Below are 25158 nucleotides of genomic sequence, written 5' to 3'. Positions count from 1 at the left end.
GGCGGAAATACTACGCGTGCGCGGGTTAATTTAGGATTTCATGCCCAGAAATGGTCGGCCGGATATGGTTGGAGGGGGGCGTTTCCGAAGATGCGACGGGCGAAAACTGTTGCCCATTCGCCCGTGGTCTTCACGAGTGCTTGATCGTGGCCCGCTTCCCGTGCCAACAATCGCACGGAAATGTCATTTTTGCGGGCAACTTCTGCCACATTCGGGAGGCTTACTTTGTTCAATGTTTTTAACGCACTAAGAGTGGCAAAGGTTTTCCGGATGCGTTTCGTCATGGCAGTTCTGCTCGGCACCGCGAGCTTCTTGTCTCCGCTGAGCGCATTTGCTGGCAGCAATGACGTCGAGTCGACGATCCGGTCGCTCAACTCAGATCAGCTCACGATGACGCTGGACGACGGGAAGACGTATCTCCTCCCGCAGGAATTCAACTTCGAAGGACTGGAAACCGGCGTCAAGGTGATCGTCTTCTTCACCGAGGTCGACGGCAAACGCATCGTCGATGATCTCCAGGTCGTCGGCGAATAGTTCTCTTCGACCGGGCCTACAGCCAGGCGACCGTCCCGCCGTCGCGGTCGATCTTCAGGATACGGTCCTGGGGAACATTCATGTTGCAGGCGGCATCCCGCGACCATTTGCCGACGAGCCGGAAGACGCTGCGCACGACGCCGCCGTGGCTGACGCAGACGGTCGGGCGGTCGACCGAGGTAAGCCATGCGCCGACGCGCCATGAGAGGATTTCGTAGCTTTCGGCAGCCTCGCCCGGCGGGATGAAGTCCCACTTCTCGCGTCTGCGCGATTCGACTCGTTCCGGAGCCTGCCGGCGCAGTTCGGCGAGCGTAAAGCCCTGCCAGTCTCCGAAGGAGAGTTCCATCAGCCGCGTTTCGGTCCGGTATGCAGCGGGGTCGAGGCCCATGGCCGCGCGCACGCGCTCCATGGTTTCGCGGGTACGGCCGAGCGGGGAGGCAACGTAGTCGTAGCTCTCGGCCGTCACGTCGAGTTCGGCCGCAAGCCGCTCGCCGTTACGGCTTGCCTGGCTGCGACCGAGTGCATTGAGGGGCACGTCCTGCTGCCCCTGTAGCCTTCCTTCCGCGTTCCAGTCGGTCTGACCGTGGCGGATCATGTAGATGAGCACGGCAGACCACTCCAGAAGCGGAAGATTATTCCTTGGATACGGAGATGTCCGGGGCGTCGACGGCCTTCATGCCGACGGTGTGATAACCGCAGTCGACGTGGTGGACTTCGCCGGTGACGCCGGTCGAGAGATCGGAGAGAAGGTACATGCCCGACTTGCCGACTTCGTCCGTCGAGACGTTGCGCTTCAGCGGCGAATTGTACTCGTTCCACTTCAGGATATAGCGGAAGTCGCCGATGCCGGAGGCTGCGAGCGTCTTGATCGGGCCGGCGGAGATCGCGTTGACCCGGATGCCGCGGCCGCCCATGTCGACGGCGAGGTAGCGTACGCTCGCCTCGAGCGCGGCCTTGGCGACGCCCATGACGTTGTAGTGCGGCATGACCTTCTCGGCACCGTAATAGGTGAGCGTCAGCAGCGAGCCGCCGTCGTTCATGATCCGCTCGGCGCGCGCGGCGACGGCGGTGAACGAATAGACCGAGATGTCCATCGTGCGGGTGAAGTTGTCGCGCGTCGTCTCGATGTAACGGCCCGTCAGTTCATCCTTGTCGGAGAAGGCGATCGCATGAACGACGAAGTCGATCTTGCCCCACTTTTCTTCGAGATTGTTGAAGACGGCGTCGATACTTTCGAGATCGGTGACGTCGCAGTCGCCGGCCATGAAGGCGTCCAGTTCCTGGGCGAGGGGTTCGACACGCTTGCGCAGGGCGTCGCCCTGCCACGTCAATGCGATGTCCGCGCCCGCGTCACGGCAGGCCTTAGCGATACCCCATGCGATGGAACGGTTGTTTGCGACGCCCATGATGACGCCGCGCTTGCCTGCCATGAGGCCGGAACCTTGAACCATGTTTTGTTTCCCTAAGACTTTCGATTGAAACTGCCTATGGCATAGCCCGCATCCCGGTTCAAGATTGACCGGGATCATCTACTGTTAGGCTGCGTAACAAAGGGTGTGAATGTCACAAATACTTTACAAGAACAGCCCGTGGCGCATCAGCCGCATGAGGTCGGTCACCTTCTCGTCGGGTTTTTCCCAGAGCAGCACGCGAAGCTCCACGGCGAGCACGCCGCGTTTTCCCTCGGTGTCCACGAGGCCGAGATCGTCGATCCGGATGACCTGGTCCGAACCGGACCACGGCGGAATGGTGACCTGGACCGGTCCCGTCGGCGTCTCGACGGTCGCCTCGCAACCGAGAACGGCATCCTCGAGCGTGATCGGCAATACCGTGTGGATGTCATAGCCTTCAGTGCGGAATTTCTCCGTCTTCTGCACCCGGATCGTCACGGCGACATCGCCGCGCAGCATGCCCTGGACCTTGAGACCCTGGCCCTTCAGCCGGACGACGTCGCCGTCCTTCAGTCCTCCGTCGAGGCTGACGCGAACGTCGCGCCCGTCGGCAAGCGTGACCGTCACCGCGGACCGGTTGAGAAGATCGGTGATCGCGACCTGTGCGTCGGCCAGGATGTCGGGCGCCGGCTCGGGCGCCGGCTGCACGCCGCGCAGGCGTCGCACCAGCGCGCTGATGAGTTCGATCGGCCGGAGGGATGCGGGGCCGGAGAGTCCGCCGCCGTTCTCTCCCTCGGACTTGGCAGCCTGGTCTTCCCGCCGGAGGCTCTCGGCCACGGCAGCCGCCTCCGGACTGTCGCCGAAGATGCGCGCGACGACGTCTTCGGGGCTTTCGGCTCCGGCTTTTCCTGCAGGCTTTGCCTTTGCCTGCGGTTGGGGCTGAGCCTGGGGTTGAGGCTGAGCCTGCGGTTGGGGCTGGGCTTGCGGATGCGGCTGCGCCTGTCCCTGTCTGTCGGCCTTCGCCTTCTCGGCTTCGGCGCGTTGCAGTTCGGCGAGAATGCGCTCGGCATTCTCCTTCGCTTCTTTCGCACGTTCCGCCGCCTCGCGGGCGGCCTGGCGCTGCTGGAGGATCGTCTGTTCGCGCATGCGGTTCTCCGCCTTCTCGCGTTGCCGGTCGTAACGATTGCGCTTCTCGGGATCCTTGAGGATCTCGTAGGCCCGGCCGATCTCGGCGAAGCGATGGCTCGCCTCGGGATCGTCCTGGTTATGGTCGGGATGAACGGATTTCGCCTTGCTGCGCCAGGCCGTCTTTATCTCGTCGGCTCCTGCATTCCGCCGCACGCCGAGCACTGAATAAAAGTCGCGCATCCAGGTCCCCGATGACTGGCGTGGCCCGTTCCGCAGGGGGAGGGCCGGCCGTTGAAACAGTCGGCGCGGACGACCTCCGTCGTGCGCGCACATGGTCCGATCATGGCAAGAAGTTGCTAATTAGAAGTTACGGGGAATGAACGAGCGTACCACGGTGATACGGGGCCGGTGCGCGAACGGCGAGGTCGGCCCTTGCGAAGGACGGCGCCTCAGGACTGCCGGTCGAAGTTCATGAGCCGCCAGCCGGGTCCGACCGCGCAGGTCTTGCCGCTGAAGTAGGCGATGCCTTCGTAGGAGTGGCGGGTTGTCGAGAAGTCCCGGCAGACGACGCCGCCCTGCTTCTGCTCGCGAATCGCGGTAACGACGCCGGCGCTGCCGGTCGAGGCGTTCGCCCATGGCAGCGGGTTGGTGCCGAGCTTCTCGAGATCCGCCGAGGATACGGCGTTCTGAACGGTCATTTCGTCGGAGCTGCCGTTTCCATGGCTTCCGGCGACGGTGCCGGTTGCGATCGAGCGGTCGACCTTGTCATCGCCGAAAAGGCCGAGCCCTCCGGCCATGCAGCCGGTCAGCGGAAGTGCGAGAAGGGCGACGGCGACAATCCTGCCGAAGCCGGGCATCCTGCCCTTTGTGCCTGTCTCTGACTTTGCTATGTCTCTCAATGGGCGTCCTGTCCAGCGCTGCGAACCTGGGCATTGGTGATGAATTTCAGGAGCATTCGACTTAATATGTCTGAATCGAAGTTAACAAGCGGTGACTTTACCGAAGAGAATGAACCTTTCACCCTTTTCGGGATGTGGCTGAAGGACGCGGAGGCCTCGGAGATCAATGATCCCAACGCTGTAGCGCTCGCGACCGTCGACGAGAACGGCCTTCCGAACGTCCGCATGGTCCTGTTGAAAGAGTTCGATACCCGCGGCTTCGTTTTCTACACCAACTTCGAGAGCCAGAAGGGACGCGAAATCCTCGGCCAGAAGAAGGCGGCGATGTGCTTTCACTGGAAATCGCTGCGTCGCCAGGTGCGCCTGCGTGGTGAGGTCGAAGTCGTCTCGGACGAGGAGGCGGACATCTATTACCGTTCCCGTCCGCTCGGCAGCCGCATCGGCGCCTGGGCGTCGAAGCAGTCCCGTCCGCTGGAGAGCCGGTTCGCACTCGAAAAGGCGGTCGCCGAATACACCGCGCGCTACGCCTTCGGCGACGTGCCCCGGCCGGCCCACTGGTCGGGCTTCCGCATTCGCCCCACCTCGATCGAGTTCTGGCACGACCGCAAGTTCCGCCTGCACGACCGGATCGAATTCCGTCGCGAGACGGTCGATTCGCCGTGGACCAAGGTAAGAATGTATCCCTGAGGATTCTCAGCCCTTGAGGCGGAAGGGAATGCCGGAGGCGAGCGCGGAGACGTAGCGCCTCTTCTGGTAGAAGCCGTTCAGCGAAATCCTCGGCAACCGGAAAAGGTGCCCGGAAGACTGGTTGTTGAGCGTGCCGGGGGATGTCGTCACCGCAAGGCGGCATCCGGCATCCTCGACGGCACGGATGCTTTCCTTCGTGACGCTGCGACCATCGCCGTAGGGATAGGCGAAGGCCGCCGGCCGCCGGCCGGCGATCTCCTCCACGTAGTCGGCAGACCGGCATACCTCGGCGGCGATCGTCGCGGGATCGAGAAAGCCGAGCGAGCGGTGGCTCACGGAATGGGCGCCGAGGGTGACGAGCGGATGGCGCGCGAAGGCCGCGAGCTCCTCCCCAGACATCACGAGATCCTCGACGATGGCCTCGGGGGCGATGCCGATTGCGCGCGCCGCGCGGTCGAGCCTTTCGATCATCGCATCCTCGCCCTCGGCGCAGATCGCGTCGGCCATGCCGCGAAAGGCCGCGCGCATCTCGGCGCCAGTGCGGACATCACGGACGATCGGCTCGCTGCCGCTGAGGTCCACCCGCCGTTGCCGGCAGAGGATCGCCGCGGCCGTCTCCCACCAGATCGTGTGGCTGCGTTCGGAAAATCCGCGACAGACGAAGACGGTAAACGGAACGCTATGCCGTTCAAAGACCGGCAGCGCGTGGTCGCGATTGTTGCGGTAGCCGTCGTCGAGCGTGATGGCGGCGAAGGGCCGTCCCGGTTCCGGCGAGCGCAGAAGGGCAGGGACCTCTTCGAGAGGCACGAACCGGTAGCCTTCTGCCTTCAGCTGTCGGATCGCGGCGTCGAGGAATTCCGGCGTGATCTCGAGATGTTCGTTGACGTCGGTCGGGGTCGGAACGAAGGGCCGGACCTGGTGTAGCGTGAAGATCGCGCCGAGCCCGCGCGCCGACGCCATCGCGCCCGCGCGTCGCAAGAGGTGCGATGCTTCCAGCCCGGCGGTGATGACGCCGCGTCTCGCAAACTCCTTCAACATGGTTTTCCGTCCTTCACTCCTGCCGGCGAGGCATCCGTGGTGCCGTTTCGCGTAGCGTGAGGCGACCGTAGCCGACTGGCGTTAAGCGAGAGTTGCCGCGTCACCCCGAAATCTACGGGGAATTGCATTCCGCTTTCAGCGCAACAGGCTGTCGAGCAGCGGCAGGCCGATGATAGCGGCGGCGGCGATCAGAGCGTAGCAGATGCGTCGGAAAAGCCGGTCGTCTGCCTTGCCGAAGAGGCGAGCCCCGGCAAGCACGCCGAGGCCGAAGACGGGGCCGGCGACCAGCGACAACGCAAATGCCGGCACGTCGAAGAAGCCGGCGAACACGTAGTTGACGCCCGTGATCAGCGAACTCATCGCGAAATAGAAGACGAGATTGGCGCGCACCGTGGTCGCCGGCAGCGCTCCGCCGAGCCAGTAGGCGACGACCGGCGGTCCGCTCACCTGCGCCGCGCCGCCGAACACGCCCGCAACAGCACCGACGCCGATGGTAAGCGGTGCCGTCGGCTTTCCGTGATAGCGCCAGCCGGACACCAGCAGGGCGAGCAGAGAAATGACAACGGCGATGATCGCCCAGCGGACGGCGAGCGGATCGGTGCGGGCGAGGATCATCGTGCCGAGCGGCACGCCGGCAAGCGCCCCGATGAGCATCGTGCCGGCCTCCCGCTTATCGGCCTGCCGCACGGCGTCGGGAAGCATCGGCAGGGCCATCACCAGATCGATCAGGAAGAGGACGGCCACGGCGAGCCGCGGCTCGACCACGGAACTTGCCAGCGGAATGAAGATCAGTGCGCCGCCGAAGCCGGAAAAGCCGCGCGCCAGTCCCGCGACGAGCGCCGAGGCGAGAAGGAAGGAGAGCGTGCCGGTGCTGAGGCCGGAGACATAGGCGGGAATGGCTGCGAGCGTGATCTGCGTGGGCTCCATGCCCTTCATCCTCCTGCGTGCGGAGACCCTGTCTAGCAGAGTCGCACAGCGGGAGAACAGCCGGCATCAGCGGGTACCGGCCGACGGCTTTCGGAGCAGCCGGACCGCACGCCAGGAGACGAGGGCGGCCGGCAGGGACCAGAAGAAGGCGAGGATGAAGGCCGTGATGAGCGGCCCCCGCATGCCCTCGGCGCTTCTCGCCGCCGCAAGCCCGGCGGCATTCGCCGCAAGCCCGGCAAGCGCACCGCCGAGCGCATAGCCTGCCGATTGCAGCGTCGGCAGCAGCGTCGAGGTCTTGTCGCGCTCATGCGCGGGGGCGGTGTCCATCAGCATCTGGCTCAGATACCCCCAGCTCACACCGAAGGCGGTGCCGATCGCCACCTGCGCAACGACGAGCAGGGCGATCTTGCCCGAGAGCAACGATGCGACCAGCAGGCCGAGCCCTCCGACGAGGAGCAGCGGGCCGATCCAGATCATGCTGCGCTTGCTGTCCTCCGTCCGGAGGTTGGCGACGCCGATCGCCGTCAGGCTCCAGCAGATCGCCATCAGTGCGCTCATGCCGCCGGCTGCCGTCGGCGGAAAGTGCCAGAGGTTCTGCAGGCTGAAGACGAGATAGACGCTGCTCGTTGCCTGTGCGAGCGACATCAGCAGCACGGCCCAGAGCCCGAGCCCCAGCGTCGAGTTGAGGGAGAAGGCGCCCGACGGCAAGACTGTCTCCTTCGCCCGCCGGTCAAGACGCAGCGAACCGACGATCGCAAGCGCGGCGACGACCAGCGCGATTGCCGCTTGCGACGAGACATCGGAAAGGCCGGCGACGAGCACCGTCACCAGCGCTGTGGCGAGAAGGGCGAGCCGGAGCCCGGGAAAACTCGTGTTCCGCACCTCTCCGCCCTGCCGCTTTGGCACGATCGTGACTGCCATCAAGACGAAGATCGCGGTGATCGGCACGTTGACGAAGAAGGCTGCACGCCAGGAGATCGTCTCGGTGAGATAGCCGGCGAGCACCGGGCCGCCGAAGGCGGCGAGCGCCCAGACCAGAGCCTCGGCGCCGAAGACCTTCGGCACCAGCCGCCGCGGGAAGATTTCGGGGATCAGCGCGTAGCAGATCGCCGCGACCACGCCTTCGCCGAGCCCCTGTCCGATGCGCCCGAGAAGGACGGTGGCCATTGTGGACGCCGTCGCCGCGAGCAGCGTACCGGCGAGGAAGACGAGGGCCGCGGCGGTGAGGACGAGACGGGCGCCGAATCGTTCCTTCAGCATGGCCGCGCTCGCGCCGGCGATGATCGAGGCGGTGAGAAAGAGTGTCAGCGACCAGGAGATGACCGCCTCGCCGCCGAGTTCGGCGACGGTTGTCGGCATCACCGTGCTGACGAGGAAGCCGTTGAAGGCGTAGAGCGCCACGCCAAGGCATAGCATCGCGGTTGCGACGAGGTAATGCGGCGCGAGCAGCTCCAGCCAGCGGCCGTCGCCCTCTTCGGGTGCGGCGGGCGACATCTCGGTGATCTCTCGTTCGTGGACGGTCATCGGTCGTTGCTTTCCTTTGCGGGTCCTTCAAGGTGACGTTCGGACGCTACGACCTCAACCGTGATTGAGGTAAAGGGGGATTTTTTCGTCGTCGGCGACGCCTGCGGTGAAAGGTGATGTTAACCACGACCGGCGATTTCTGTGCGCCGCGCCGCCCACCCGACCGACACCAGCGTCGGACCAGCTTCACCGATCAGATTATGGCTGTATTGCTCGATTGTCGCCGCATTCTTCGTCTAGGCATCCCCCGGTCTTCGAATCGGCAGGCCGATTCCCGTCACCCGGACATTCTCGTGTTTCTGATCCGCTCCCGTGGAGGAATGATGAATAAGCTACTGGTCGCGCTCTCGTTTTTTGTAGTGATCGGCTGTTTCACCAGTTCTGCCAATGCCGGCGGCGCCCAGTTCCTTCTCGACGCGCGGACCGGAAAGGTCCTAGCCTCGGAAAATGGCGACGACTTCAATCATCCGGCCTCGCTGACCAAGATGATGACGATCTATATGACCTTCGAGGCGATCCGCCGCGGCGCTCTCTCCTGGGACAGCCCGGTACCGTTCTCGAAATACGCCTCCTCGCGTCCGCCGACCAAGCTGCGCGTCAAGGCGGGTGACACGATTACCGTCCGGGAAGCCGTGCTCGGCATGATCGTGCAGTCGGCGAACGATGCCGCCGTTGCCATGGCCGAGAAGCTCGGGGGCTCCGAGCCCGCCTTCGCCGAGCTGATGACCCGCAAGGCCCGTTCGCTCGGCATGCCGAACACGGTCTTCGTCAACGCGTCCGGCCTTCCCGACGACCGCCAGATCACCACGGCGCGCGACATGTCGACCCTCGGGCTGGCGCTGATGCGCGACTTCCCGCGGGAATACAAGCTCTTCTCCACCCGTTCCTTCGCCTTCCGCGGCCGCACGATCAACGGCCACAACAACCTCATGTACCGTTACAAGGGCATGGACGGCATCAAGACCGGCTACACCAACGCCTCCGGCTACAATCTCGTCAGCGCCGTCGCCGACGGCGATCGCCGCGTGATCGGTGTCGTGATGGGCGGCCGCAGCGCCGCCAGCCGCGACAAGCTGATGGCGAAGCTCATCGACGGCTATATCCGCAAGGCTTCGGGCGGTTCCTCGCTGGTTGCCAGCAACGGTCCCGGTGCGGTGATCGCTCGCCTCGGCAACGAAGTGCCGGTTCCCGTTGGCGCACCGGATCGTGATGCCGTTGCCGAACTCATCAGCGATGCCACGCAGCTTCCCGAAAGCCGTTACGGCACCGCTTTTGCCGATGCCGGCAACGCCTCGGATGCGGTCGCGGCCGTCGAGAGCATCGCCATGCCGAAGCCTGCACTGCCGGTGCGCGGCGGCGGGAAATGGCAGATCCAGATTGCCGCTGCGGCGAGCGCCGAGGCAGCCATGGGCCTGCTTGCCGATGCCAAGGCGAAGATCGGCGGACCGCTCGCCAACCACAACGCCTATACCGAGCGCGTCTCGCGCAACGGCAACACCTTCTACCGCGCCCGCTTCGGCGGCTTCGACAGCAAGGTCGACGCGCGCCGCGCCTGTGAGAAACTCGTCGAAAACCGCTACGACTGCGTGCTGATGCCGATCAACGGCTGACCGGCGCCGCGCTCTTCTGTTCTACGGGGAATGGCGTTTCGCGCCCGATGGGTCTACGCCCGCTCCGCCGCCAGTGGCTCCGTGAAGAAGGCGCAACACTCATCGAGGCTCCCGGCGACCCGCGCACAGAGCGCGACGATCTCGTCCGTCGGGGCGAGCAGGTCCGGCACCATCACCGCCATCATGCCGGCGGCGGCCGCCGAGCGGATGCCGTTGTGGGAATCTTCGAGCGCAAGACAGTCCTCCGGCGCGACGCCGAGCCGCTCCGCCGCGGCGAGATACGGATCGGGCGCCGGTTTGCCGCGGGCATAGTCGCCCTGGGCGATGACGTGGTCGAAGCGCGGCAGCAGGCCGAAGCCTTCGAGATGGTGACGCACCTGGTGGTGGGCCGAGGAGGTGCAGATCGCCCGCGGAATGCCGTGCCGGTCGAGTGTATCGAGAAGTGCCGTGACGCCGGCCTTCAGCTTGAGTTCGGTCGCGATCAGACGGTCGAAATGGTCGATCCAGACGGTGCGGAAGGCATCCGGATCGAAGTCCTCGCCGTAATGATCAGTCATCAGCTGCGCGATGCCCGGCCAGGGTTGCCCCATCATCGCCTCGTAGATCGACGGACCGATCGGCAATCCCTTTTCCGTCGCCGCCGAGATCACCGACTTGCGGTAGAGGATTTCGCTGTCGAGGATCAGGCCGTCCATGTCGAAGACGACGGCGCGGGGCAGGCGGGGCAGCATCTTGTCTCGGTTTCCTTCGGTTTCTTTATTCTGTCACGTCGCCGGTCGGCTGCCGAGGTCCTCGTAGAGCCGAAGCAGGTAGCCGTCCGGGTCCGCCACCATGAACTGGCGATTGCCAACTTCCAGGTCGTCGCGGCGATACCACTTTTCCTCGAGGGAAAGATAGGGATTGATCCCGGCTTTCTCCAGGCGCCGCAGTATCGGCTCGACGGCCGGCACCCGGATCTGCAGATTGAGGCCGCGGCCGAAGGGTCGTTCGAACGGTGCGCCGTCCAGCGCGAATGTTCGGCCCATCCCGACTTGGTCGATCATCAGTTGCGCGTCGCCGAGACACAGGAAGCTGAAGCCTTCCTCGGGCCGCTCATAGGCGACGTCGAAGCCGATCAGGTCAGTATAGAAAGAGCGGCTGGAACGCCAGTCGCTGATCGCCAGTTCCGGGACGAGGACGTTGCCGCTCACGTCCGTGTGCCGCCGACGGTCACCTGGTCCATCCTCAGATGCGGCTGGCCGACGCCGACCGGCACCCACTGGCCGCCCTTGCCGCAATTGCCGATGCCGGTGTCGAGCTTCATGTCGTTGCCGACCATGGAGATGCGCTTCATCGCCTCCGGGCCGTTGCCGATCAGCATCGCGCCTTTCACCGGCGCACCGATCTTGCCGTCCTCGATCATGTAGGCTTCGGTGCAGCCGAAGACGAACTTGCCGGAGGTAATGTCCACCTGCCCGCCGCCGAAGGAGACGGCGTAGATGCCGCGCGTCACCGAGGCGATGATCTCTTCCGGGGTCTTGTCGCCGCCGAGCATGTAGGTATTGGTCATGCGCGGCATCGGCTGGTGCGAATAACCCTGCCGGCGGCCGTTGCCGGTCGCCTTCATGCCCATCAGTCGGGCGTTCTGCCGGTCCTGCATGTAGCCGACGAGGCGGCCGTTCTCGATCAGCACGTTGTATCCGGAGGGCGTCCCCTCGTCGTCGACGGTGATCGAGCCGCGGCGAAGGTCGATCGTGCCGTCGTCGACGATCGTGACGCCGGGGGCCGCGACCATCTCGCCCATCCGTCCGGCGAAGGCGGAGGTCTTCTTGCGGTTGAAGTCGCCTTCGAGCCCGTGGCCCACCGCCTCGTGCAGCATCACGCCCGGCCAGCCGTTGCCGAGCACGACATCCATGGTGCCGGCGGGCGCATCGATCGCGTCGAGGTTGACGAGCGCCTGGCGAAGCGCCTCGTCGGCGCCGTTCTTCCAGCTCTCTTCGGTCAGGAAGTCGCCGAAGCCGATACGCCCGCCGATGCCGAAGGAACCGGTTTCCTGGCGGTCGCCCTCGCCGGCGACGACGGAGATGTTGAGCCGCGTCATCGGGCGGATGTCGCGCACCCGGTGGCCGTCGGCACGCAGGATCTCGACGACCTGCCAGCTTGCGGCAATCGATGCCGTGACCTGGCGGACCTTGTCGGTCTTGTCGCGCAGGTAGGCGTCAACCTCGGAAAGAAGCTTCACCTTTTCCTCGAAGGTCGGCGAACCGATCGGGTTCTCCTCGCCGTAGAGCTTGCGGTTGGTGCGCTGGGGTGCGGCGGCATAGCTGCCGCCATGGCCGCGGGTGACGGCGGAGACCGCTTCGGCGGCTCGCGACAGCGCCGAAAGCGAAAGCTCGCCCGCATGCGCGTAGCCGACAGCCTCGCCGGCAACCGCCCGGAGCCCGAAGCCCTGATCGGTGTTGAAGCTGCCGCCCTTCAGGCGACCGTTGTCGAAGGTGAGTGATTCGGCCTGCGCGTGCTCGACGAACAGTTCGCCGTCGTCGGCGCCCGAAAGGGTTTCGGCGAGCACCAAGCGCAGCTTCGTCTCGTCACAGTCGAAAAGGTTGAGAAGATCGGTATCCATCAAAGCTCCTTGGGCGCGGGCGGCAGACGCGCTCCTTCGAACCCGATGTAGGTCCGGCAGGGGGTGGAGGCAAGCCCGCCCGCCCGGAGGGCCGGGCGGAAAGGGCAATGCGCCGTCAGGTCATTCGTCGCCGGCTGCTGCTCAGGGCAGGGCGTCATAGCCCTCGGCAAAGCCGGTGAGCTCGATCGGAATGCCCACACGGTCCTGGTCGGCCGATTCCCTGAGCGCGAAGACCGCACTCTTGCCGGCCCGGAGAATCTTCATGAGCTCCTCGTCGATCTCGACCTCGACATAGCAGCCCTCGGCGAAGCAGCGGGTGAAATAGGCGCGGCCGATATTGTTGCCGTCGATGAAGAGTTCCATGCCGTCCTTCAACAACACGCCGAGCGGCGCGAGGATGCGCAGCACCTTCGCCTTGCGGTCGGCGGTCTTCAGGACCACTACCGAGAGCCCGACTTCCGGCCGGTCGTCGGCAACGACGTTCTGCATCAGGGCGCACTGCTCGACGGAGGCGCCGGCCGGCGTATCACAGATGATCGACCAGGCGCCGTGATTGGAGCGCACGGTGCCGGGCTGTTGCGGCGTCTGCGCAAAACCCGTTCCGGCTGCTGCGGCAACGGCCAGCGCAAGCACGCCCGACCTGAGAAGTGCTGGAACACCCATGGATACCTCTGGAATTCGAATCATCGCCGCCATTCTTGTCGCCGGGCGCGGTATTGAAAAGCCCCGGAACGTCTTTTCTCCGGAGTGCGGCATATTTGGGACCGGCAAGACGTCCATACGGTCGAAAAGCGCGCTTTAATGACGCCGTCAAGGCTCTCTGTCGGATGTTGCTGCGACAAATTGACGTAGCGCAAAAATGCCGCAGTGCCATTCGGTTAGGCGTATTGCGGTCGGGGGCAAACTGTGATTTTAAACAGAAACCCATAGCATGGATTTTGCGTTTCCATTTGATGTGGATCAAACGCTTGAGGGAGAGATACCGTGATTAAGAGAGCTTGTGCAGCGCTGGTCGCCACGACCTGTCTGCTTTTTGCTTCCGCCGGCTTTGCCGATCAGCCTGCGCCCTGGCAAACCGATCTCCAGCCGGCAGCCACGCCGATCATGGAGCAGATCCGCTGGTTCGAGCATTATACGCTCTGGTTCATCGTTCCGATCACGCTCCTGGTACTCTTCCTGCTGATCGCGGTGGTTCTGCGTTTCCGCTCGGGTTCAAATCCGGTGCCGTCGAAGACCAGCCACAACACGACGATCGAGATCATCTGGACCTTGGGACCGGTCCTCGTGCTTCTCTTCTTCGCGATCCCCTCCTTCAACCTGCTCTCCGCGCAGCTCGTCCAGCCGGAAAATCCGGACATCACGATCAAGGCGACCGCGACGCAGTGGCAGTGGAATTATGAATACCAGGGCGACAAGCAGGTCTCCTTCGATTCCTACATGCTGAAGACCGATGAGGAGCGCGCCGCCGCAGGCAAGGAAGACAAGGATGCCTATCCGCGCCTTCTCGCCGTCGACAACGAAATGGTCGTACCGGTCGGCAAGACGGTCCGTCTTCTGGTGACCGCGGCTCCGACCGACGTCATCCACGCCTTCGCCATGCCGTCTTTCGGCATCAAGATCGACGCCGTCCCGGGCCGCCTCAACGAAACCTGGTTCAGGGCCGACCGTGAAGGCCTGTTCTACGGCCAGTGTTCGGAGCTCTGCGGCAAGGATCACGCGTTCATGCCGATCGCCATCCGCGTGGTCGCAGAAGACAAGTATGTCGCCTGGCTCGAAGCTGCGACCACCAGCGTGGAGGACGCCAACAAGGCGCTGATGGCCGCGGTCGACGGTGCGGACAAGTCCGTACAGCTTGCCGATAACGTTTCGAAATAAGGAAGGGGAGTGCGGACAATGGCTGGACCTGTTGCCCACGAAGAGCACGCTCACGGTCAGGGCGCGCATCATGACCATCACGACCACAAGCCGGGCTTTGCCGCCCGCTGGCTGTTCTCGACGAACCACAAGGATATCGGCACCCTCTACCTGATCTTCGCGATCATCGCCGGCATCATCGGTGCGGCGCTTTCGGTCGCCATGCGCGCCGAGCTGCAGGAGCCGGGCATCCAGATCTTCCACGGCCTGGCATCGATCGTCTACGGCTTCGAAGGTGACGCCGCGATCGACGGTGGCAAGCACATGTTCAACGTGTTCACCACGGCGCACGCCCTGGTCATGATCTTCTTCATGGTTATGCCGGCGCTGATCGGCGGCTTCGCCAACTGGATGATCCCGATCATGATCGGCGCTCCGGACATGGCGTTCCCACGTCTCAACAACATCTCCTTCTGGCTGCTCGTCCCGGCCTTCCTGCTGCTGATCCTGTCGATGTTCGTCGAAGGTCCGGCCGGTGGTTACGGCGTCGGCGGCGGCTGGACGATGTATCCGCCGCTTGCGACGTCCGGCCAGCCGGGTCCGGCGGTCGACCTTGCGATCTTCGCGCTCCACGTTTCCGGTGCGTCGTCGATCCTCGGCGCGATCAACTTCATCACCACCATTCTCAACATGCGCGCTCCGGGCATGACGCTGCACAAGATGCCGCTCTTCGCCTGGTCCGTTCTTGTAACCGCCTTCCTGCTCTTGCTGTCGCTCCCGGTTCTCGCCGGCGGCATCACCATGCTGCTCACCGACCGTAACTTCGGCACGACCTTCTTCGCTCCGGAAGGCGGCGGTGACCCGATCCTCTACCAGCACCTGTTCTGGTTCTTCGGTCATCCGGAAGTGTACATCCTGATCCTGCCCGGTTTCGGCATCATCAGCCACATCATCTCGACCTTCTCGCGCAAGCCGGTTTTCGGTTACCTCGGCATGGCTTATGCCATGGTCGCCATCGGTGCCGTCGGCTTCGTCGTGTGGGCGCACCACATGTACACGGTCGGCCTGTCGCTCGGCGCCCAGCGCTACTTCGTCTTCGCCACCATGGTCATCGCGGTGCCGACCGGCATCAAGATCTTCTCCTGGATCGCGACGATGTGGGGCGGCTCGCTGTCGTTCCGCACGCCGATGATCTGGGCGATCGGCTTCATCTTCCTGTTCACCGTCGGCGGTGTAACCGGGGTGCAGCTGGCGAACGCCGGTCTCGACCGCTCGCTGCACGACACCTACTACGTGGTGGCTCACTTCCACTACGTTCTGTCGCTCGGCGCCGTCTTCGCCATCTTCGCCGCCTGGTACTACTGGTTCCCGAAGATGACCGGCTACATGTACAACGAGACGGTCGGCAACCTGCACTTCTGGGTCATGTTCATCGGTGTGAACATGGTGTTCTTCCCGCAGCACTTCCTCGGCCTCGCCGGGATGCCGCGCCGCTACATCGACTATCCGGATGCGTTCGCCGGCTGGAACTACGTCTCCTCGATCGGCTCCTACATCTCGGCCTTCGGCGTGGTGATCTTCCTCTTCGGCGTCTTCGAAGCCTTTGCGAAGAAGCGCGTCGCCGGCGACAACCCGTGGGGCGTCGGTGCGACCACGCTGGAATGGCAGCTGAGCTCTCCGCCGCCATACCACCAGTGGGAGCAGCTGCCGCGCGTCAAGTAAGCGGCACACGCTGAAACGAAAACGATCGCCGCGCTCCGGTAGCGCGGCGACCGGAAATCAGGAATATCGGGACGGAAACTATGACGGTTGTCGACAACTGCGAAGCGCTTGGGATGGATGGCGAACTGCGCCTGTCCGAAGCCAGTGCACGCGACTACTTCGCGCTTTTGAAGCCGCGGGTCATGTCGCTCGTCGTCTTCACCGCCTTTGCCGGTCTCGTGCTCGCGCCGGGGCAGATCCATCCCGTGCTCGGCGCCATCGCCATTCTCTGCATCGCTGTCGGGGCAGGGGCCTCCGGCGCGCTCAACATGTGGTACGACGCCGATATCGACGCCGTCATGAGCCGCACCGCCCGCCGTCCGATCCCGGCCGGCCGCATCCTGCCCACCGAAGCGCTCGCCTTCGGCCTGACGCTTTCGGTCTTTTCGGTCGCGATCCTCGGGCTCGCAGTCAACTGGTTCGCCGCCGGCCTGCTCGCCTTCACCATTTTCTTCTACGCCGTCGTCTACACGATGTGGCTGAAGCGCTTGACCCCGCAGAACATCGTCATCGGCGGTGCGGCCGGCGCCTTCCCGCCTATGGTCGGCTGGGCCTGCGTGACGGGTGGCGTCTCGCTCGACAGCATCCTGCTCTTCCTGGTGATCTTCCTCTGGACACCGGCTCACTTCTGGGCGCTCGCGCTGTTCAAGATGCGTGACTACGGCGCCGTCGGCGTGCCGATGCTGCCGAATGTCGCCGGCATCCCGGCCACCAAGCGGCAGATCGCCCTCTACGCGGTATTGACCGCGGCAGCCGGCGTCGCGCCGGCCTTCACCGGACTGTCCTCGTCCTACTACGGTGCCTTCGCGGCCGTTCTCGGCGCGGGCTTCGTCTACTACTCGATCGGCGTCTGGCGCATGCCGGAAGGCGACGAGAAGATGGTTCCTGCGAAAAAGCTCTTCGGCTTCTCGCTCGTCTATCTCTTCGCAGTCTTCCTGGCGCTTCTCGTTGACCATTACGTCGTGACATTCGCGACCCTTCTTGGAGGGGCAAACTGATGGAAACCGTCAAGCTCAACGACAGCCAGAAGAAATCTCGCCGTGGCCGCAACATCGCGCTCGGCATCGTGCTCGCGGCGCTGGTGGTGCTGTTCTACGTCGTGACGCTGGTGAAGATCAGCGGCATGGCCCAGTAAAGGACGGAGGTCGGACCTTGGCAGAGAATACGAAGATCCCGGCCGGCAAGGGACGCAGCAACGCGGCGATCCTCGTCGCCTGTGTCGCCTTCGTCGGCGGCATGGTGGGCATGAGCTTCGCCGCCGTGCCGCTCTACCGCATGTTCTGCCAGGTGACCGGCTACAACGGTACGACCCAGCGCGTCGAACAGGTTTCGAGCGTCATTCTCGACCGGACGATGCGCGTCACCTTCGACGCCAATGTCGCGCCGGGGCTGATGTGGAAGTTCAAGCCGGTCGAACGCGGGGTGACGCCGAAGATCGGCGAGACGGTGAAGGTTCACTTCACTGCCACCAACAATTCGTCCGAACTGAAGAAGGGGCAGGCCGTCTTCAACGTGACGCCGATGGAGGCCGCCGCCTACTTCAACAAGGTCGAGTGCTTCTGTTTCACCGAGGTCGAGCTGAAGCCCGGCGAAACGAAGGACATGCCCGTCGTCTTCTTCATCGATCCGGAGATCGTGAACACGCCGGAGACGAAGGACATCGGTACGATCACCCTGTCCTACACCTTCTATCCGCAGGAGGAGACGAAGCCGGTGGCTGTCCTGCCTGCCGGAAAGGCGGACGGGAACCAGAAATTGTGAGAGGAGGGGTTCGGCTCCGCCGGACCTCAGGACAGTTTGACATTCGGGGATTGCTGACATGGCCCAAGCGCATCAGAAGAATCACGACTACCACATCATCGACCCGAGCCCGTGGCCGCTTCTGGCCGCGGTCGGGGCGTTCCTGCTGACCTTTGGTGGCGTCGGCTACATGCGCTATCTCTCGGGCGGTTCGTTCGAGCTCTTCGGCCTCGAACTGGCTCATCCGTGGCTGTTCTTCATCGGCCTGGCGATCATCCTCTACACCATGGTCGGCTGGTGGTCGGACACCATCAAGGAAGCCCATGAGGGCCATCACACCCGTGTCGTGTCGCTGCACCTGCGCTACGGCATGATCATGTTCATCGCTTCCGAAGTGATGTTCTTCGTCGCCTGGTTCTGGGCCTTCTTCGATGCCAGCCTGTTCCCGCACGAAGCCATCCAGGCCTCGCGCGTCGAGTTCACCGGAGGCCAGTGGCCGCCGAAGGGCATCGAGGTCCTCGATCCCTGGCACCTGCCGCTCTACAACACGATCATCCTGCTGCTCTCCGGCACCACCGTCACCTGGGCGCATCATGCGCTCCTGCACGGCGATCGCCGTGGCCTGATTTCCGGGCTGACGCTGACCGTGCTGCTCGGTGCGCTCTTCTCCTTCGTGCAGGGCTACGAATACGCCCACGCGCCGTTCACCTTCAAGGACTCGATCTACGGTTCGACCTTCTTCATGGCGACCGGCTTCCACGGCTTCCACGTGCTCGTCGGCACGATCTTCCTGATCGTCTGCCTGCTGCGTGCGCTGAAGGGCGATTTCACCCCGAAGCAGCACTTCGGCTTCGAGGCGGCCGCCTGGTACTGGCACTTCGTCGACGTGGTCTGGCTCTTCCTGTTCTTCTCGGTCTACATCTGGGGCGGCTGGGGCGCACCGCTCGCCCACGGCTGATCGGGGAACGATCCTTCGGCTATCGGAAAAGGCGGCGGCGAGACTGCCGCCTTTTTCGTTGCGGGCACTGAGGGGAACCGAAGTCGCCTGCGGGAGATTTGCCCCGGTGACGGGCATCCTCTAAGAGAAGCGTATTATCAGCAGCAAAGGGATCGCCATGAGCGAGGACAATGCGATGTATCCGCCGGTCGATCCGGTGAAGGCGGCGCTCGGTGCCTGCTGCCCCCGCTGCGGGCAGGGCAAGCTCTTCGACGGGCTGACCAAGATCAAGCCGCGCTGCACGAATTGCGGTCTCGACTACACTTTCATCGACGCCGGCGACGGTCCGGCCGTCTTCGTCATCCTGATCGCCGATTTCATCGTCGTCGGGCTGGCCGTCTGGACGGAGATCAACTACCAGCCGCCGGTCTGGCTGCATGCGCTGCTCTGGGGGCCGCTCGCAGTCGGGCTTTCGCTCTGGCTCCTGCGCACCATCAAGGCGCTGCTCGTCGCACTCCAGTACAAGAACAACGCCTCGCAGGGAACGATCGATCGTGGCTGAAGGCGCTGCGGCAGGCCGCACCAAACTCGTCGTCAGCCTTGTTCTGCTGGTTGTCGCGCTCTCCGTTCTCGTGTCTCTCGGCACCTGGCAGGTCAGGCGTCTCCACTGGAAGGAGGCGCTGATCGCCGACATCGAGGCGCGTCGCACAATGCCGCCGGCGCCGCTGTCCGAGGTCGAGGCCACGGCCGCCCGCGGAGAGGATTTCGAATACCGCGCGGTTCGCGTCGAGGGCCGCTTCCTGAACGACAGGGAGCGCCACTTCTTCGCGACCTTCGACGGGCGCACCGGCTATTACGTCTACACCCCGTTCCAGCTCGACGACGGCCGCTTCCTCTTCGTCAATCGCGGCTTCGTGCCCTATGAAATGAAGGACCCGGCGAGCCGCCGCGAGGGCCTGCTGGAGGGTCGCCAGACGGTGACCGGGCTCGCCCGCGCGCGTCTCGGAGGCAAGCCCTCCTGGGTCGTGCCCGATAACGACGTCGCCGGCGACATCTTCTACTGGAAAGACCTGTCCGCCATGGCCGCCAGTGTCGGTCTTGCCGAAGAGAACGTCGTCCAGTTCTTCGTCGATGCGGACGCGACGCCGGTCCCCGGCGGCTGGCCGAAGGGTGGAGTGACGCAGATCGACCTGCCGAACGACCATCTGCAATACGCGATCACCTGGTACGGCCTCGCCGTCGTGCTGCTGGTGATCTCGATCACCGCATTCCTGCGCGGCCGGAAGCCGGAATAGCCGCGGGGAGGGCGGGTGTTTTCCTCTCGCCAGCTTCGCGGATAAAGACGAACCCATATGGGCTGGAGGGGGAACCGATGAAACTGCTCGCTGATCTGCTGACTGCGCTGGTTGCGCTCGAACATCTCTGGATTCTGGTGCTGGAGATGTTTTTGTGGACGAAGCCGACGGGCCTCAAGGCCTTCGGCATGAAGCCGCCGCAGGCGGAGGCGACGAAGGTACTCGCCGCCAATCAGGGGCTCTATAACGGCTTTCTCGCGCTTGGCCTCGGCTGGGCGCTCGTGCAGCCGGTTCCGGAATTCGCCTTTGAGCTCAAGCTCTTTTTCCTTGGCTGTGTCTTCGTCGCCGGCCTATATGGAAGCGTGACGGCTTCGCGGCGCATTCTCTACATCCAGGCGCTGCCGGCCGTCCTCGCCCTGATCCTGGTTTTCTTGGCTGGCTGATGACGAACACCAACCCGATCCGACCGAAACTGACGATAAGGCTCTGCGGCCCGCGCGGCTTCTGCGCCGGCGTCGACCGCGCCATCCAGATCGTCGTGCTGGCGCTGAAAGGCTACGGCGCTCCGGTCTATGTGCGTCACGAGATCGTCCACAACCGTTATGTCGTCGAAGGGCTGGAGGCCAAGGGTGCGATCTTCGTCGAGGAGCTCGACGAGATCCCCGAGGAGCACCGCGAACAACCGGTCGTCTTCTCCGCCCACGGCGTGCCGAAATCGGTGCCGGCGGATGCCATGGCGCGCAATCTCTTCTATCTCGACGCCACCTGTCCGCTGGTTTCCAAGGTCCACAAGCAGGCGATGCGCCACCAGCGGCTCGGCCGTCACGTCGTGCTGATCGGACATGCCGGCCATCCGGAGGTGATCGGCACCATGGGGCAATTGGCGGAGGGTACCGTCTCGCTGATCGAGACGGTCGAGGACGCCGCCGCCTATGCGCCTGCCGATCCCGACAATCTCGGCTACGTCACCCAGACGACGCTCTCCGTCGACGACACCGAAGGCGTAATCGCCAAGCTCAAGGAGCGTTTCCCGAGCCTTGCCGATCCGGCCGCGGATTCGATCTGCTACGCCACGACTAACCGCCAGGAGGCGGTGAAGCAGGCGGCGCCGGGCTGCGACCTTTTCCTGATCGTCGGCGCGCCGAACTCGTCGAATTCAAAGCGCCTCGTCGAGGTGGCGCTGAAGGCGGGAGCGATGCAGTCGCTGCTCGTGCAGCGCGCCTCGGAGATCGACTGGGATGCGATCGGCACGATCGGCACGCTCGGGCTGTCGGCCGGTGCCTCGGCGCCGGAAGTGATCGTCAACGAGATCATCGAGGCGTTCAAGGAACGCTACGATACGACGGTTGAGCTTGCGGAATTCTCGGTCGAGAACGAGCATTTCCTCGTCAACCGCGAACTGCGTTCCATCGAACTCACCCATGACGACATGGCCTGGGTGAACGGCTGAGATGCAACCGTCACACGATTGTGACAACGCTTTCGGGGTGACCGTACTGAAGCCGTCATCGGCACGCCGGTGCATTCTCTTCGCCGCCGGCCGCGGCGGAAATCCCCTGCGGCATCTGGGGCTCCTGCAGGCGTTCGCCGACGAGGGGATGCTGGTGATCGCTCCCCATTTCGACATGCTTGCGTCCCCCGCGCCCACCGCAGCCGAACTTTCCGAGCGCAGACGAAGGCTGTCGCTCGCCGCCGGACATTGCCCGGCCGGACTGCCGGTTGCAGGTCTCGGACATTCGATCGGAACGGTGGCGCTGCTGCTTCTTGCCGGCGCCGAAGCCGATACGCTCGCCGGGGAGCGGGTGAGGGCTGCGGCGGGATATCCGTTCGATCGGCTGGCGCTCCTCGCACCGCCGACCGATTTCTTCCGGCGTCCCGACTCGCTGTCGTCCGTCAAGGTGCCCGTTCAAGTCTGGGTGGGGGACAGGGACACGATCACGCCGCCGGCGCAGGCCGCGTTCCTCAAGGATGCGATCGAAGGTGTGGTCCCGGTCGATATCCGCGTGGTCGAAGGTGCCGGGCACTTCACCTTCATGAACGAGCTGCCGCCGCACGTGGTCGACACGCATCCGGACCGCGCTGGCTTCCTGCGAACGCTGGCCGGTGAAGTCTGTCGCTTTCTGGTTAGCTGAGGCGGGCTTGGGCCCCACCTGTTACCGTCGGCAGGCCCGCTTCCGCGAGGTGGCATCGGGCAGGGTCTGCCATGCGGCAGTCTAAATTTCAGGAGTGCTGAGCGACGGCCTTGCGCGTCCGGCTCTTTGCGGCCTTGGTGGGCTGGCTCTCGACAGGCTGCGCCATGCGCAGTGCCCGCAGTCTTTCCGTCTTCTTCTCCCGCGCCTGGACTTCGGCAGCGAGAATGTCGCGCGCCGTGGCGTCGGTCTGTGCCGCCTTCTCCTGTGCCGACATCTTGGCGGGCTTGAAGAACGTTTCTTTGGTTGCAGTCATGTTATTCTCCCTGGCTGGAGGGGAAAAGGCAGCCGGCCCGGCTGCCTCGCGACGCGCGGACGCTTAGCGTGCCCGCACGACCTTCTTCTTCGGAGCAGGCAGCAGGCCCTCGCGCTGCGCCTTCTTGCGTGCGAGCTTGCGCACGCGGCGGATCGCCTCGGCCTTTTCTCTCACACGCTTCTCCGAAGGCTTTTCGTAGGCGCGCCGGTCGCGCATCTCCCGGAAAAGGCCTTCCTTCTGCATCTTTCTCTTGAGCACACGCAGTGCCTGATCGACGTTATTTTCTCTGACGAGTACCTGCAAAAACATCTCCTTGTGTGTTGTGGTGGATTCTATTTCCTGATCCTGATCGAATTCGGATTGATCCATCTGGCCTCGCCGGCGGCGGAGGCCGAACGCGTGGCGCCCGGCGAAGCCGGTGTTTCCGTCCTGTCGACATCGGCTTCGGTGATGTGCCGGGCGAAGCTCTCGTCGTTGAACTGGACACGGTACTGAGCAAGCCCCTGCGCTTCCGGCAGGACCGCGCTGATGCTGCAGCGGCGCTGGCTTTCATCCTTGTGGAAGACGCCCCGCTTCAGGACGACGGTGTCGCCGGTGCGATAAGCAGGCTTGCCCATCAAGCTTCCTTCGTCAGTCTAAAAACAAAAGGCCGGGTTTTATCCCGACCTTCCACTTCATTGCCCCTGCGTGCCAGTACATCCGTGGTCACGCGGACAATGAGAAATCCTTAGGCCGCCCGCAGATTGTCCGCGGAGCTCTTGCCCGAGCGCTTGTCCTGCACGATGTCGTAGCTGATCTTCTGACCTTCAGTGAGACCACGCATGCCGGCGCGTTCGACAGCGGAGACGTGAACGAAAACGTCCTGGTCACCGTTGTCCGGCTGAATGAATCCAAAGCCCTTCGTGCTGTTGAACCACTTTACTGTACCCGTATTCATGACAATTCCTTTCAATCGCATGTGTGCCCGGCCGGATGGCCGATCTGATAAATCGACGATGAAGGGAAATCTGAAAGAGCCGCAGAGGCTCTGCACAAAAGTCGCTAACAAGGTGCGATGAGACAAAGATATGGATTTCTCACGAAAATACAAGGGTGTTTCATATTTTCCGTTGTGCTTGTTCTTTCCTTGTTTTCTGGAAATCAGCGGATTTTCGTGGGGTGATCAGAAATTGTATGAACGTTTTCAATGGAAATTCCTGAAGACAATTTCGACGTGCCTGCGCTGTTTTTATCCGCGGCGAGGCGTTTTTCGATTCCTGTGCCGCGATCCGGTGCGGGGCTGGTGCTCGCCGCCCGCCCGCTGTATGCCTTCACCAACCAGCGACAAACCGACGACGGATCATGGCAGTCTATACCGATATCAACGAGGTCGACCTCAAGGCCTTCCTGACGCAGTACGACGCCGGCGAACTCATGTCCTACAAGGGCATCGCCGAGGGCGTGGAAAATTCCAACTTCCTGCTGCACACCACCGCCGGCTCGCTGATCCTGACGCTCTACGAGAAGCGGGTAGAGAAATCCGACCTGCCGTTCTTCCTGGGGTTGATGCACCATCTCTCCTCGCGCGGCGTCAACTGTCCGCTGCCGCTGCCACGCCATGACGGCGCCCTGCTCGGAGAATTGTCCGGCCGCCCTGCCGCCCTGATTACCTTTCTCGAAGGCATGTGGCTGAGAAAGCCCGAGCCCGCCCATTGCCGCGAGGTCGGCAGGGCGCTCGCCGGGATGCACATCGCGTCCGATGGCTTCGCGCTTCGCCGGGCGAACGCGCTTTCCCTCGACGGATGGAAGACGCTCTGGGCGAAATCAGCGGGCAGGGCCGACGAGGTGCTGAGCGGCCTCGAAGAGGAAATCGGGGCCGAACTCGCGTTTCTCGAAGGGGCCTGGCCGAAGGGCCTGCCGGAGGGCGTCATCCATGCCGACCTCTTCCCCGACAACGTCTTCTTCCTCGGCGACCAGCTTTCCGGCCTCATCGACTTCTATTTCGCCTGCAACGACATGCTCGCCTACGACGTGTCGATCTGCCTGAACGCATGGTGCTTCGAAAAGGATGGCTCCTACAACATCACCAAGGGCATGGCGTTGCTCGACGGCTATAACGCCGTGCGTCCGCTGAGTGCGGCGGAGATCGCCGCACTGCCGGTTCTGGCGCGCGGCTCGGCGCTGCGTTTCTTCCTGACGCGGCTCTACGACTGGCTGACCACGCCCGAGGGCGCCCTCGTGGTCAAGAAGGACCCGATCGAATATCTGCGGAAGCTCCGCTTCCACCGGCAGGTGGCCTCCGCCGCCGAATACGGGCTTGAAACCGCATGAAGCATGTCGAGATTTTCACCGACGGCGCCTGCTCCGGCAATCCCGGCCCCGGCGGCTGGGGCGCGGTGCTGCGCTACAACGGCGTCGAGAAGGAACTCTCCGGCGGCGAGGCGGAGACGACCAACAACCGCATGGAGCTGATGGCGGCGATCAGTGCGCTGAACGCGCTCAAATCGCCCTGCGAGGTCGATCTCCACACCGACAGCAAATACGTGATGGACGGCATCTCGAAGTGGATCTTCGGCTGGCGCAAGAACGGCTGGAAGACGGCCGACAAGAAGCCGGTGAAGAATGCCGAGCTCTGGCAGGCGCTGGAGGAGGCGCGCAGCCGCCACAAGGTGACCTGGCACTGGGTCAAGGGCCATGCCGGCCATCCGGAGAACGAGCGCGCCGACGAACTCGCCCGCCTCGGCATGGAGCCGTTCAAGAGAGGGCGTTGAATCTGCGGGCGCGCCGCCGCCATCCACGGCTTTCTC

General features: G+C 63.9%; 32 protein-coding genes. 16 read left to right on the top strand and 16 right to left on the bottom strand.

The features are described 5' to 3' along the window. Positions 1-38: 38 nt before the first annotated feature. Positions 39-284, bottom strand: a complete 246-nt coding sequence (locus H4I97_RS12745) for a hypothetical protein (protein WP_182305019.1) — start codon at positions 282-284, stop codon at positions 39-41. On the opposite strand from H4I97_RS12745, the gene H4I97_RS12740 reads away from it, so the two are divergent. Next, positions 271-534 (top strand): DUF1344 domain-containing protein, encoded by a 264-nt coding sequence (locus H4I97_RS12740; protein ID WP_182305018.1) that lies wholly within the window; start codon positions 271-273, stop codon positions 532-534. The two genes, H4I97_RS12745 and H4I97_RS12740, sit on opposite strands and share 14 nt — an antisense overlap. A 16-nt stretch (positions 535-550) precedes the next feature. Here H4I97_RS12740 and H4I97_RS12735 read toward each other — a convergent pair whose 3' ends face one another. The 4 genes from H4I97_RS12735 to H4I97_RS12720 form a co-directional block, all read right to left on the bottom strand. Continuing rightward, complete coding sequence (locus H4I97_RS12735) at positions 551-1141, bottom strand: histidine phosphatase family protein (protein WP_182305016.1); 591 nt, start codon at positions 1139-1141, stop codon at positions 551-553. A 25-nt stretch (positions 1142-1166) separates the two neighbouring features. Further along, the gene (fabI, locus tag H4I97_RS12730) at positions 1167-1985 is read right to left on the bottom strand and encodes an enoyl-ACP reductase FabI (protein ID WP_129331908.1); all 819 of its coding nucleotides are present in this window, start codon (positions 1983-1985) and stop codon (positions 1167-1169) included. A gap of 123 nt (positions 1986-2108) precedes the next feature. Further along, complete coding sequence (locus tag H4I97_RS12725) at positions 2109-3293, bottom strand: DnaJ C-terminal domain-containing protein (protein WP_182305014.1); 1185 nt, start codon at positions 3291-3293, stop codon at positions 2109-2111. A 209-nt stretch (positions 3294-3502) separates the two neighbouring features. Beyond that, complete coding sequence (locus tag H4I97_RS12720) at positions 3503-3910, bottom strand: RT0821/Lpp0805 family surface protein (RefSeq protein ID WP_182307636.1); 408 nt, start codon at positions 3908-3910, stop codon at positions 3503-3505. A 108-nt stretch (positions 3911-4018) separates the two neighbouring features. Here H4I97_RS12720 and pdxH point away from each other — a divergent pair, with 108 nt between their 5' ends. Further along, on the top strand, positions 4019-4639 hold the full coding sequence (pdxH, locus tag H4I97_RS12715; protein ID WP_148175626.1) for a pyridoxamine 5'-phosphate oxidase: 621 nt from the start codon (positions 4019-4021) through the stop codon (positions 4637-4639). Positions 4640-4645: 6 nt separating this feature from the next. Here pdxH and H4I97_RS12710 read toward each other — a convergent pair whose 3' ends face one another. The 3 genes from H4I97_RS12710 to H4I97_RS12700 form a co-directional block, all read right to left on the bottom strand. After that, positions 4646-5677, bottom strand: a complete 1032-nt coding sequence (locus H4I97_RS12710; protein ID WP_182305013.1) for a polysaccharide deacetylase family protein — start codon at positions 5675-5677, stop codon at positions 4646-4648. A 135-nt stretch (positions 5678-5812) separates the two neighbouring features. Beyond that, a complete protein-coding gene (locus tag H4I97_RS12705; protein WP_182305011.1) occupies positions 5813-6604 on the bottom strand; it encodes a sulfite exporter TauE/SafE family protein in 792 nt (263 codons plus the stop codon). Positions 6605-6670: 66 nt separating this feature from the next. After that, positions 6671-8128, bottom strand: coding sequence for an MFS transporter (locus H4I97_RS12700; protein ID WP_244658645.1), 1458 nt, complete (start codon positions 8126-8128; stop codon positions 6671-6673). Between the two features lie 323 nt (positions 8129-8451). On the opposite strand from H4I97_RS12700, the gene H4I97_RS12695 reads away from it, so the two are divergent. Beyond that, positions 8452-9738, top strand: coding sequence for a D-alanyl-D-alanine carboxypeptidase (locus tag H4I97_RS12695; protein ID WP_182305009.1), 1287 nt, complete (start codon positions 8452-8454; stop codon positions 9736-9738). Positions 9739-9791: 53 nt separating this feature from the next. Here H4I97_RS12695 and H4I97_RS12690 read toward each other — a convergent pair whose 3' ends face one another. The 4 genes from H4I97_RS12690 to H4I97_RS12675 all read right to left on the bottom strand — a co-directional run bounded on the left by H4I97_RS12690 (position 9792) and on the right by H4I97_RS12675 (position 13003). Continuing rightward, the gene (locus tag H4I97_RS12690) at positions 9792-10469 is read right to left on the bottom strand and encodes an HAD family hydrolase (protein WP_182305007.1); all 678 of its coding nucleotides are present in this window, start codon (positions 10467-10469) and stop codon (positions 9792-9794) included. A 33-nt stretch (positions 10470-10502) separates the two neighbouring features. Then, entirely contained in the window at positions 10503-10928 is a 426-nt protein-coding gene (locus H4I97_RS12685) for a bleomycin resistance protein (RefSeq protein ID WP_182305006.1), read from the bottom strand. Then, a complete protein-coding gene (gene tldD, locus H4I97_RS12680; RefSeq protein ID WP_182305004.1) occupies positions 10925-12340 on the bottom strand; it encodes a metalloprotease TldD in 1416 nt (471 codons plus the stop codon). The genes H4I97_RS12685 and tldD overlap by 4 nt, the downstream gene beginning before the upstream one ends. A gap of 141 nt (positions 12341-12481) precedes the next feature. Further along, on the bottom strand, positions 12482-13003 hold the full coding sequence (locus tag H4I97_RS12675) for an invasion associated locus B family protein (protein ID WP_182305003.1): 522 nt from the start codon (positions 13001-13003) through the stop codon (positions 12482-12484). A 321-nt stretch (positions 13004-13324) separates the two neighbouring features. Between H4I97_RS12675 and coxB the strand changes: the two genes are divergently transcribed. The 11 genes from coxB to H4I97_RS12620 all read left to right on the top strand — a co-directional run bounded on the left by coxB (position 13325) and on the right by H4I97_RS12620 (position 22059). Next, complete coding sequence (coxB, locus tag H4I97_RS12670; RefSeq protein WP_182305001.1) at positions 13325-14215, top strand: cytochrome c oxidase subunit II; 891 nt, start codon at positions 13325-13327, stop codon at positions 14213-14215. A gap of 18 nt (positions 14216-14233) precedes the next feature. Further along, positions 14234-15916: a cytochrome c oxidase subunit I gene (gene ctaD / locus H4I97_RS12665; RefSeq protein WP_182304999.1), complete on the top strand. Its 1683-nt coding sequence runs from the start codon at positions 14234-14236 to the stop codon at positions 15914-15916. Between the two features lie 80 nt (positions 15917-15996). Then, positions 15997-16953 (top strand): heme o synthase, encoded by a 957-nt coding sequence (locus H4I97_RS12660; RefSeq protein ID WP_182304998.1) that lies wholly within the window; start codon positions 15997-15999, stop codon positions 16951-16953. Further along, positions 16953-17090, top strand: coding sequence for a hypothetical protein (locus tag H4I97_RS12655; RefSeq protein WP_182304996.1), 138 nt, complete (start codon positions 16953-16955; stop codon positions 17088-17090). Before H4I97_RS12660 ends, H4I97_RS12655 begins: the two co-directional genes overlap by 1 nt. 17 nt (positions 17091-17107) lie before the next feature. Next, entirely contained in the window at positions 17108-17716 is a 609-nt protein-coding gene (locus H4I97_RS12650) for a cytochrome c oxidase assembly protein (RefSeq protein WP_182304994.1), read from the top strand. 58 nt (positions 17717-17774) lie between these two features. Continuing rightward, a complete protein-coding gene (locus H4I97_RS12645; protein WP_182304993.1) occupies positions 17775-18653 on the top strand; it encodes a cytochrome c oxidase subunit 3 in 879 nt (292 codons plus the stop codon). 157 nt (positions 18654-18810) lie between these two features. Next, positions 18811-19194 carry a DUF983 domain-containing protein gene (locus H4I97_RS12640; RefSeq protein ID WP_182304991.1) on the top strand — a complete coding sequence of 128 codons (384 nt, stop codon included), beginning with the start codon at positions 18811-18813 and terminating at the stop codon, positions 19192-19194. Further along, positions 19187-19927: an SURF1 family protein gene (locus tag H4I97_RS12635; protein WP_244658644.1), complete on the top strand. Its 741-nt coding sequence runs from the start codon at positions 19187-19189 to the stop codon at positions 19925-19927. The genes H4I97_RS12640 and H4I97_RS12635 overlap by 8 nt, the downstream gene beginning before the upstream one ends. Before the next feature lie 77 nt (positions 19928-20004). Next, on the top strand, positions 20005-20370 hold the full coding sequence (locus H4I97_RS12630; RefSeq protein ID WP_182304990.1) for a DUF1304 domain-containing protein: 366 nt from the start codon (positions 20005-20007) through the stop codon (positions 20368-20370). Then, positions 20370-21377 carry a 4-hydroxy-3-methylbut-2-enyl diphosphate reductase gene (gene ispH, locus H4I97_RS12625; RefSeq protein WP_182304989.1) on the top strand — a complete coding sequence of 336 codons (1008 nt, stop codon included), beginning with the start codon at positions 20370-20372 and terminating at the stop codon, positions 21375-21377. The genes H4I97_RS12630 and ispH overlap by 1 nt, the downstream gene beginning before the upstream one ends. A gap of 1 nt (position 21378) precedes the next feature. Continuing rightward, complete coding sequence (locus H4I97_RS12620; protein ID WP_182304988.1) at positions 21379-22059, top strand: alpha/beta hydrolase; 681 nt, start codon at positions 21379-21381, stop codon at positions 22057-22059. Between the two features lie 88 nt (positions 22060-22147). Here H4I97_RS12620 and H4I97_RS12615 read toward each other — a convergent pair whose 3' ends face one another. The 4 genes from H4I97_RS12615 to H4I97_RS12600 all read right to left on the bottom strand — a co-directional run bounded on the left by H4I97_RS12615 (position 22148) and on the right by H4I97_RS12600 (position 23309). Beyond that, complete coding sequence (locus H4I97_RS12615) at positions 22148-22372, bottom strand: hypothetical protein (protein ID WP_182304987.1); 225 nt, start codon at positions 22370-22372, stop codon at positions 22148-22150. 63 nt (positions 22373-22435) lie between these two features. After that, positions 22436-22675: a 30S ribosomal protein S21 gene (gene rpsU / locus H4I97_RS12610; RefSeq protein ID WP_182304986.1), complete on the bottom strand. Its 240-nt coding sequence runs from the start codon at positions 22673-22675 to the stop codon at positions 22436-22438. Positions 22676-22704: 29 nt separating this feature from the next. Continuing rightward, the gene (locus H4I97_RS12605; protein ID WP_182304985.1) at positions 22705-22989 is read right to left on the bottom strand and encodes a cold-shock protein; all 285 of its coding nucleotides are present in this window, start codon (positions 22987-22989) and stop codon (positions 22705-22707) included. Between the two features lie 110 nt (positions 22990-23099). Further along, positions 23100-23309 carry a cold-shock protein gene (locus tag H4I97_RS12600; protein ID WP_182304984.1) on the bottom strand — a complete coding sequence of 70 codons (210 nt, stop codon included), beginning with the start codon at positions 23307-23309 and terminating at the stop codon, positions 23100-23102. Between the two features lie 404 nt (positions 23310-23713). On the opposite strand from H4I97_RS12600, the gene H4I97_RS12595 reads away from it, so the two are divergent. Together H4I97_RS12595 and rnhA are read left to right on the top strand one after the other, a co-directional pair. Continuing rightward, complete coding sequence (locus H4I97_RS12595) at positions 23714-24682, top strand: homoserine kinase (RefSeq protein ID WP_182304983.1); 969 nt, start codon at positions 23714-23716, stop codon at positions 24680-24682. Continuing rightward, the gene (gene rnhA / locus H4I97_RS12590) at positions 24679-25122 is read left to right on the top strand and encodes a ribonuclease HI (RefSeq protein WP_148175616.1); all 444 of its coding nucleotides are present in this window, start codon (positions 24679-24681) and stop codon (positions 25120-25122) included. The genes H4I97_RS12595 and rnhA overlap by 4 nt, the downstream gene beginning before the upstream one ends. The last annotated feature ends 36 nt before the right edge of the window (positions 25123-25158 follow it).

The sequence above is a fragment of the Ciceribacter thiooxidans genome (assembly GCF_014126615.1).
Lineage (GTDB): Bacteria > Pseudomonadota > Alphaproteobacteria > Rhizobiales > Rhizobiaceae > Allorhizobium > Allorhizobium thiooxidans.
Note: the sequence above shows the minus strand (reverse complement) of the source record. Positions and strands in the feature narration are given on the sequence as shown.

What these genes read in the sequence shown, in the direction of transcription:
- H4I97_RS12620 (WP_182304988.1), top strand. Translation starts at nt 21,379, where the DNA reads ATGCAACCGTCACACGATTGTGACAACGCTTTCGGGGTGACCGTACTG.
- H4I97_RS12630 (WP_182304990.1), top strand. Translation starts at nt 20,005, where the DNA reads ATGAAACTGCTCGCTGATCTGCTGACTGCGCTGGTTGCGCTCGAACAT.
- pdxH (WP_148175626.1), top strand. Translation starts at nt 4,019, where the DNA reads ATGTCTGAATCGAAGTTAACAAGCGGTGACTTTACCGAAGAGAATGAA.
- H4I97_RS12595 (WP_182304983.1), top strand. Translation starts at nt 23,714, where the DNA reads ATGGCAGTCTATACCGATATCAACGAGGTCGACCTCAAGGCCTTCCTG.
- H4I97_RS12645 (WP_182304993.1), top strand. Translation starts at nt 17,775, where the DNA reads ATGGCCCAAGCGCATCAGAAGAATCACGACTACCACATCATCGACCCG.
- H4I97_RS12745 (WP_182305019.1), bottom strand. Translation starts at nt 284, where the DNA reads ATGACGAAACGCATCCGGAAAACCTTTGCCACTCTTAGTGCGTTAAAA.
- rnhA (WP_148175616.1), top strand. Translation starts at nt 24,679, where the DNA reads ATGAAGCATGTCGAGATTTTCACCGACGGCGCCTGCTCCGGCAATCCC.
- H4I97_RS12700 (WP_244658645.1), bottom strand. Translation starts at nt 8,128, where the DNA reads ATGACCGTCCACGAACGAGAGATCACCGAGATGTCGCCCGCCGCACCC.
- H4I97_RS12720 (WP_182307636.1), bottom strand. Translation starts at nt 3,910, where the DNA reads ATGCCCGGCTTCGGCAGGATTGTCGCCGTCGCCCTTCTCGCACTTCCG.
- H4I97_RS12660 (WP_182304998.1), top strand. Translation starts at nt 15,997, where the DNA reads ATGACGGTTGTCGACAACTGCGAAGCGCTTGGGATGGATGGCGAACTG.
- H4I97_RS12705 (WP_182305011.1), bottom strand. Translation starts at nt 6,604, where the DNA reads ATGGAGCCCACGCAGATCACGCTCGCAGCCATTCCCGCCTATGTCTCC.
- ispH (WP_182304989.1), top strand. Translation starts at nt 20,370, where the DNA reads ATGACGAACACCAACCCGATCCGACCGAAACTGACGATAAGGCTCTGC.
- H4I97_RS12710 (WP_182305013.1), bottom strand. Translation starts at nt 5,677, where the DNA reads ATGTTGAAGGAGTTTGCGAGACGCGGCGTCATCACCGCCGGGCTGGAA.
- H4I97_RS12690 (WP_182305007.1), bottom strand. Translation starts at nt 10,469, where the DNA reads ATGCTGCCCCGCCTGCCCCGCGCCGTCGTCTTCGACATGGACGGCCTG.
- H4I97_RS12695 (WP_182305009.1), top strand. Translation starts at nt 8,452, where the DNA reads ATGAATAAGCTACTGGTCGCGCTCTCGTTTTTTGTAGTGATCGGCTGT.
- H4I97_RS12675 (WP_182305003.1), bottom strand. Translation starts at nt 13,003, where the DNA reads ATGGGTGTTCCAGCACTTCTCAGGTCGGGCGTGCTTGCGCTGGCCGTT.
- tldD (WP_182305004.1), bottom strand. Translation starts at nt 12,340, where the DNA reads ATGGATACCGATCTTCTCAACCTTTTCGACTGTGACGAGACGAAGCTG.
- H4I97_RS12655 (WP_182304996.1), top strand. Translation starts at nt 16,953, where the DNA reads ATGGAAACCGTCAAGCTCAACGACAGCCAGAAGAAATCTCGCCGTGGC.
- H4I97_RS12725 (WP_182305014.1), bottom strand. Translation starts at nt 3,293, where the DNA reads ATGCGCGACTTTTATTCAGTGCTCGGCGTGCGGCGGAATGCAGGAGCC.
- H4I97_RS12740 (WP_182305018.1), top strand. Translation starts at nt 271, where the DNA reads ATGCGTTTCGTCATGGCAGTTCTGCTCGGCACCGCGAGCTTCTTGTCT.
- fabI (WP_129331908.1), bottom strand. Translation starts at nt 1,985, where the DNA reads ATGGTTCAAGGTTCCGGCCTCATGGCAGGCAAGCGCGGCGTCATCATG.
- H4I97_RS12605 (WP_182304985.1), bottom strand. Translation starts at nt 22,989, where the DNA reads ATGGGCAAGCCTGCTTATCGCACCGGCGACACCGTCGTCCTGAAGCGG.
- H4I97_RS12600 (WP_182304984.1), bottom strand. Translation starts at nt 23,309, where the DNA reads ATGAATACGGGTACAGTAAAGTGGTTCAACAGCACGAAGGGCTTTGGA.
- H4I97_RS12640 (WP_182304991.1), top strand. Translation starts at nt 18,811, where the DNA reads ATGAGCGAGGACAATGCGATGTATCCGCCGGTCGATCCGGTGAAGGCG.
- ctaD (WP_182304999.1), top strand. Translation starts at nt 14,234, where the DNA reads ATGGCTGGACCTGTTGCCCACGAAGAGCACGCTCACGGTCAGGGCGCG.
- H4I97_RS12615 (WP_182304987.1), bottom strand. Translation starts at nt 22,372, where the DNA reads ATGACTGCAACCAAAGAAACGTTCTTCAAGCCCGCCAAGATGTCGGCA.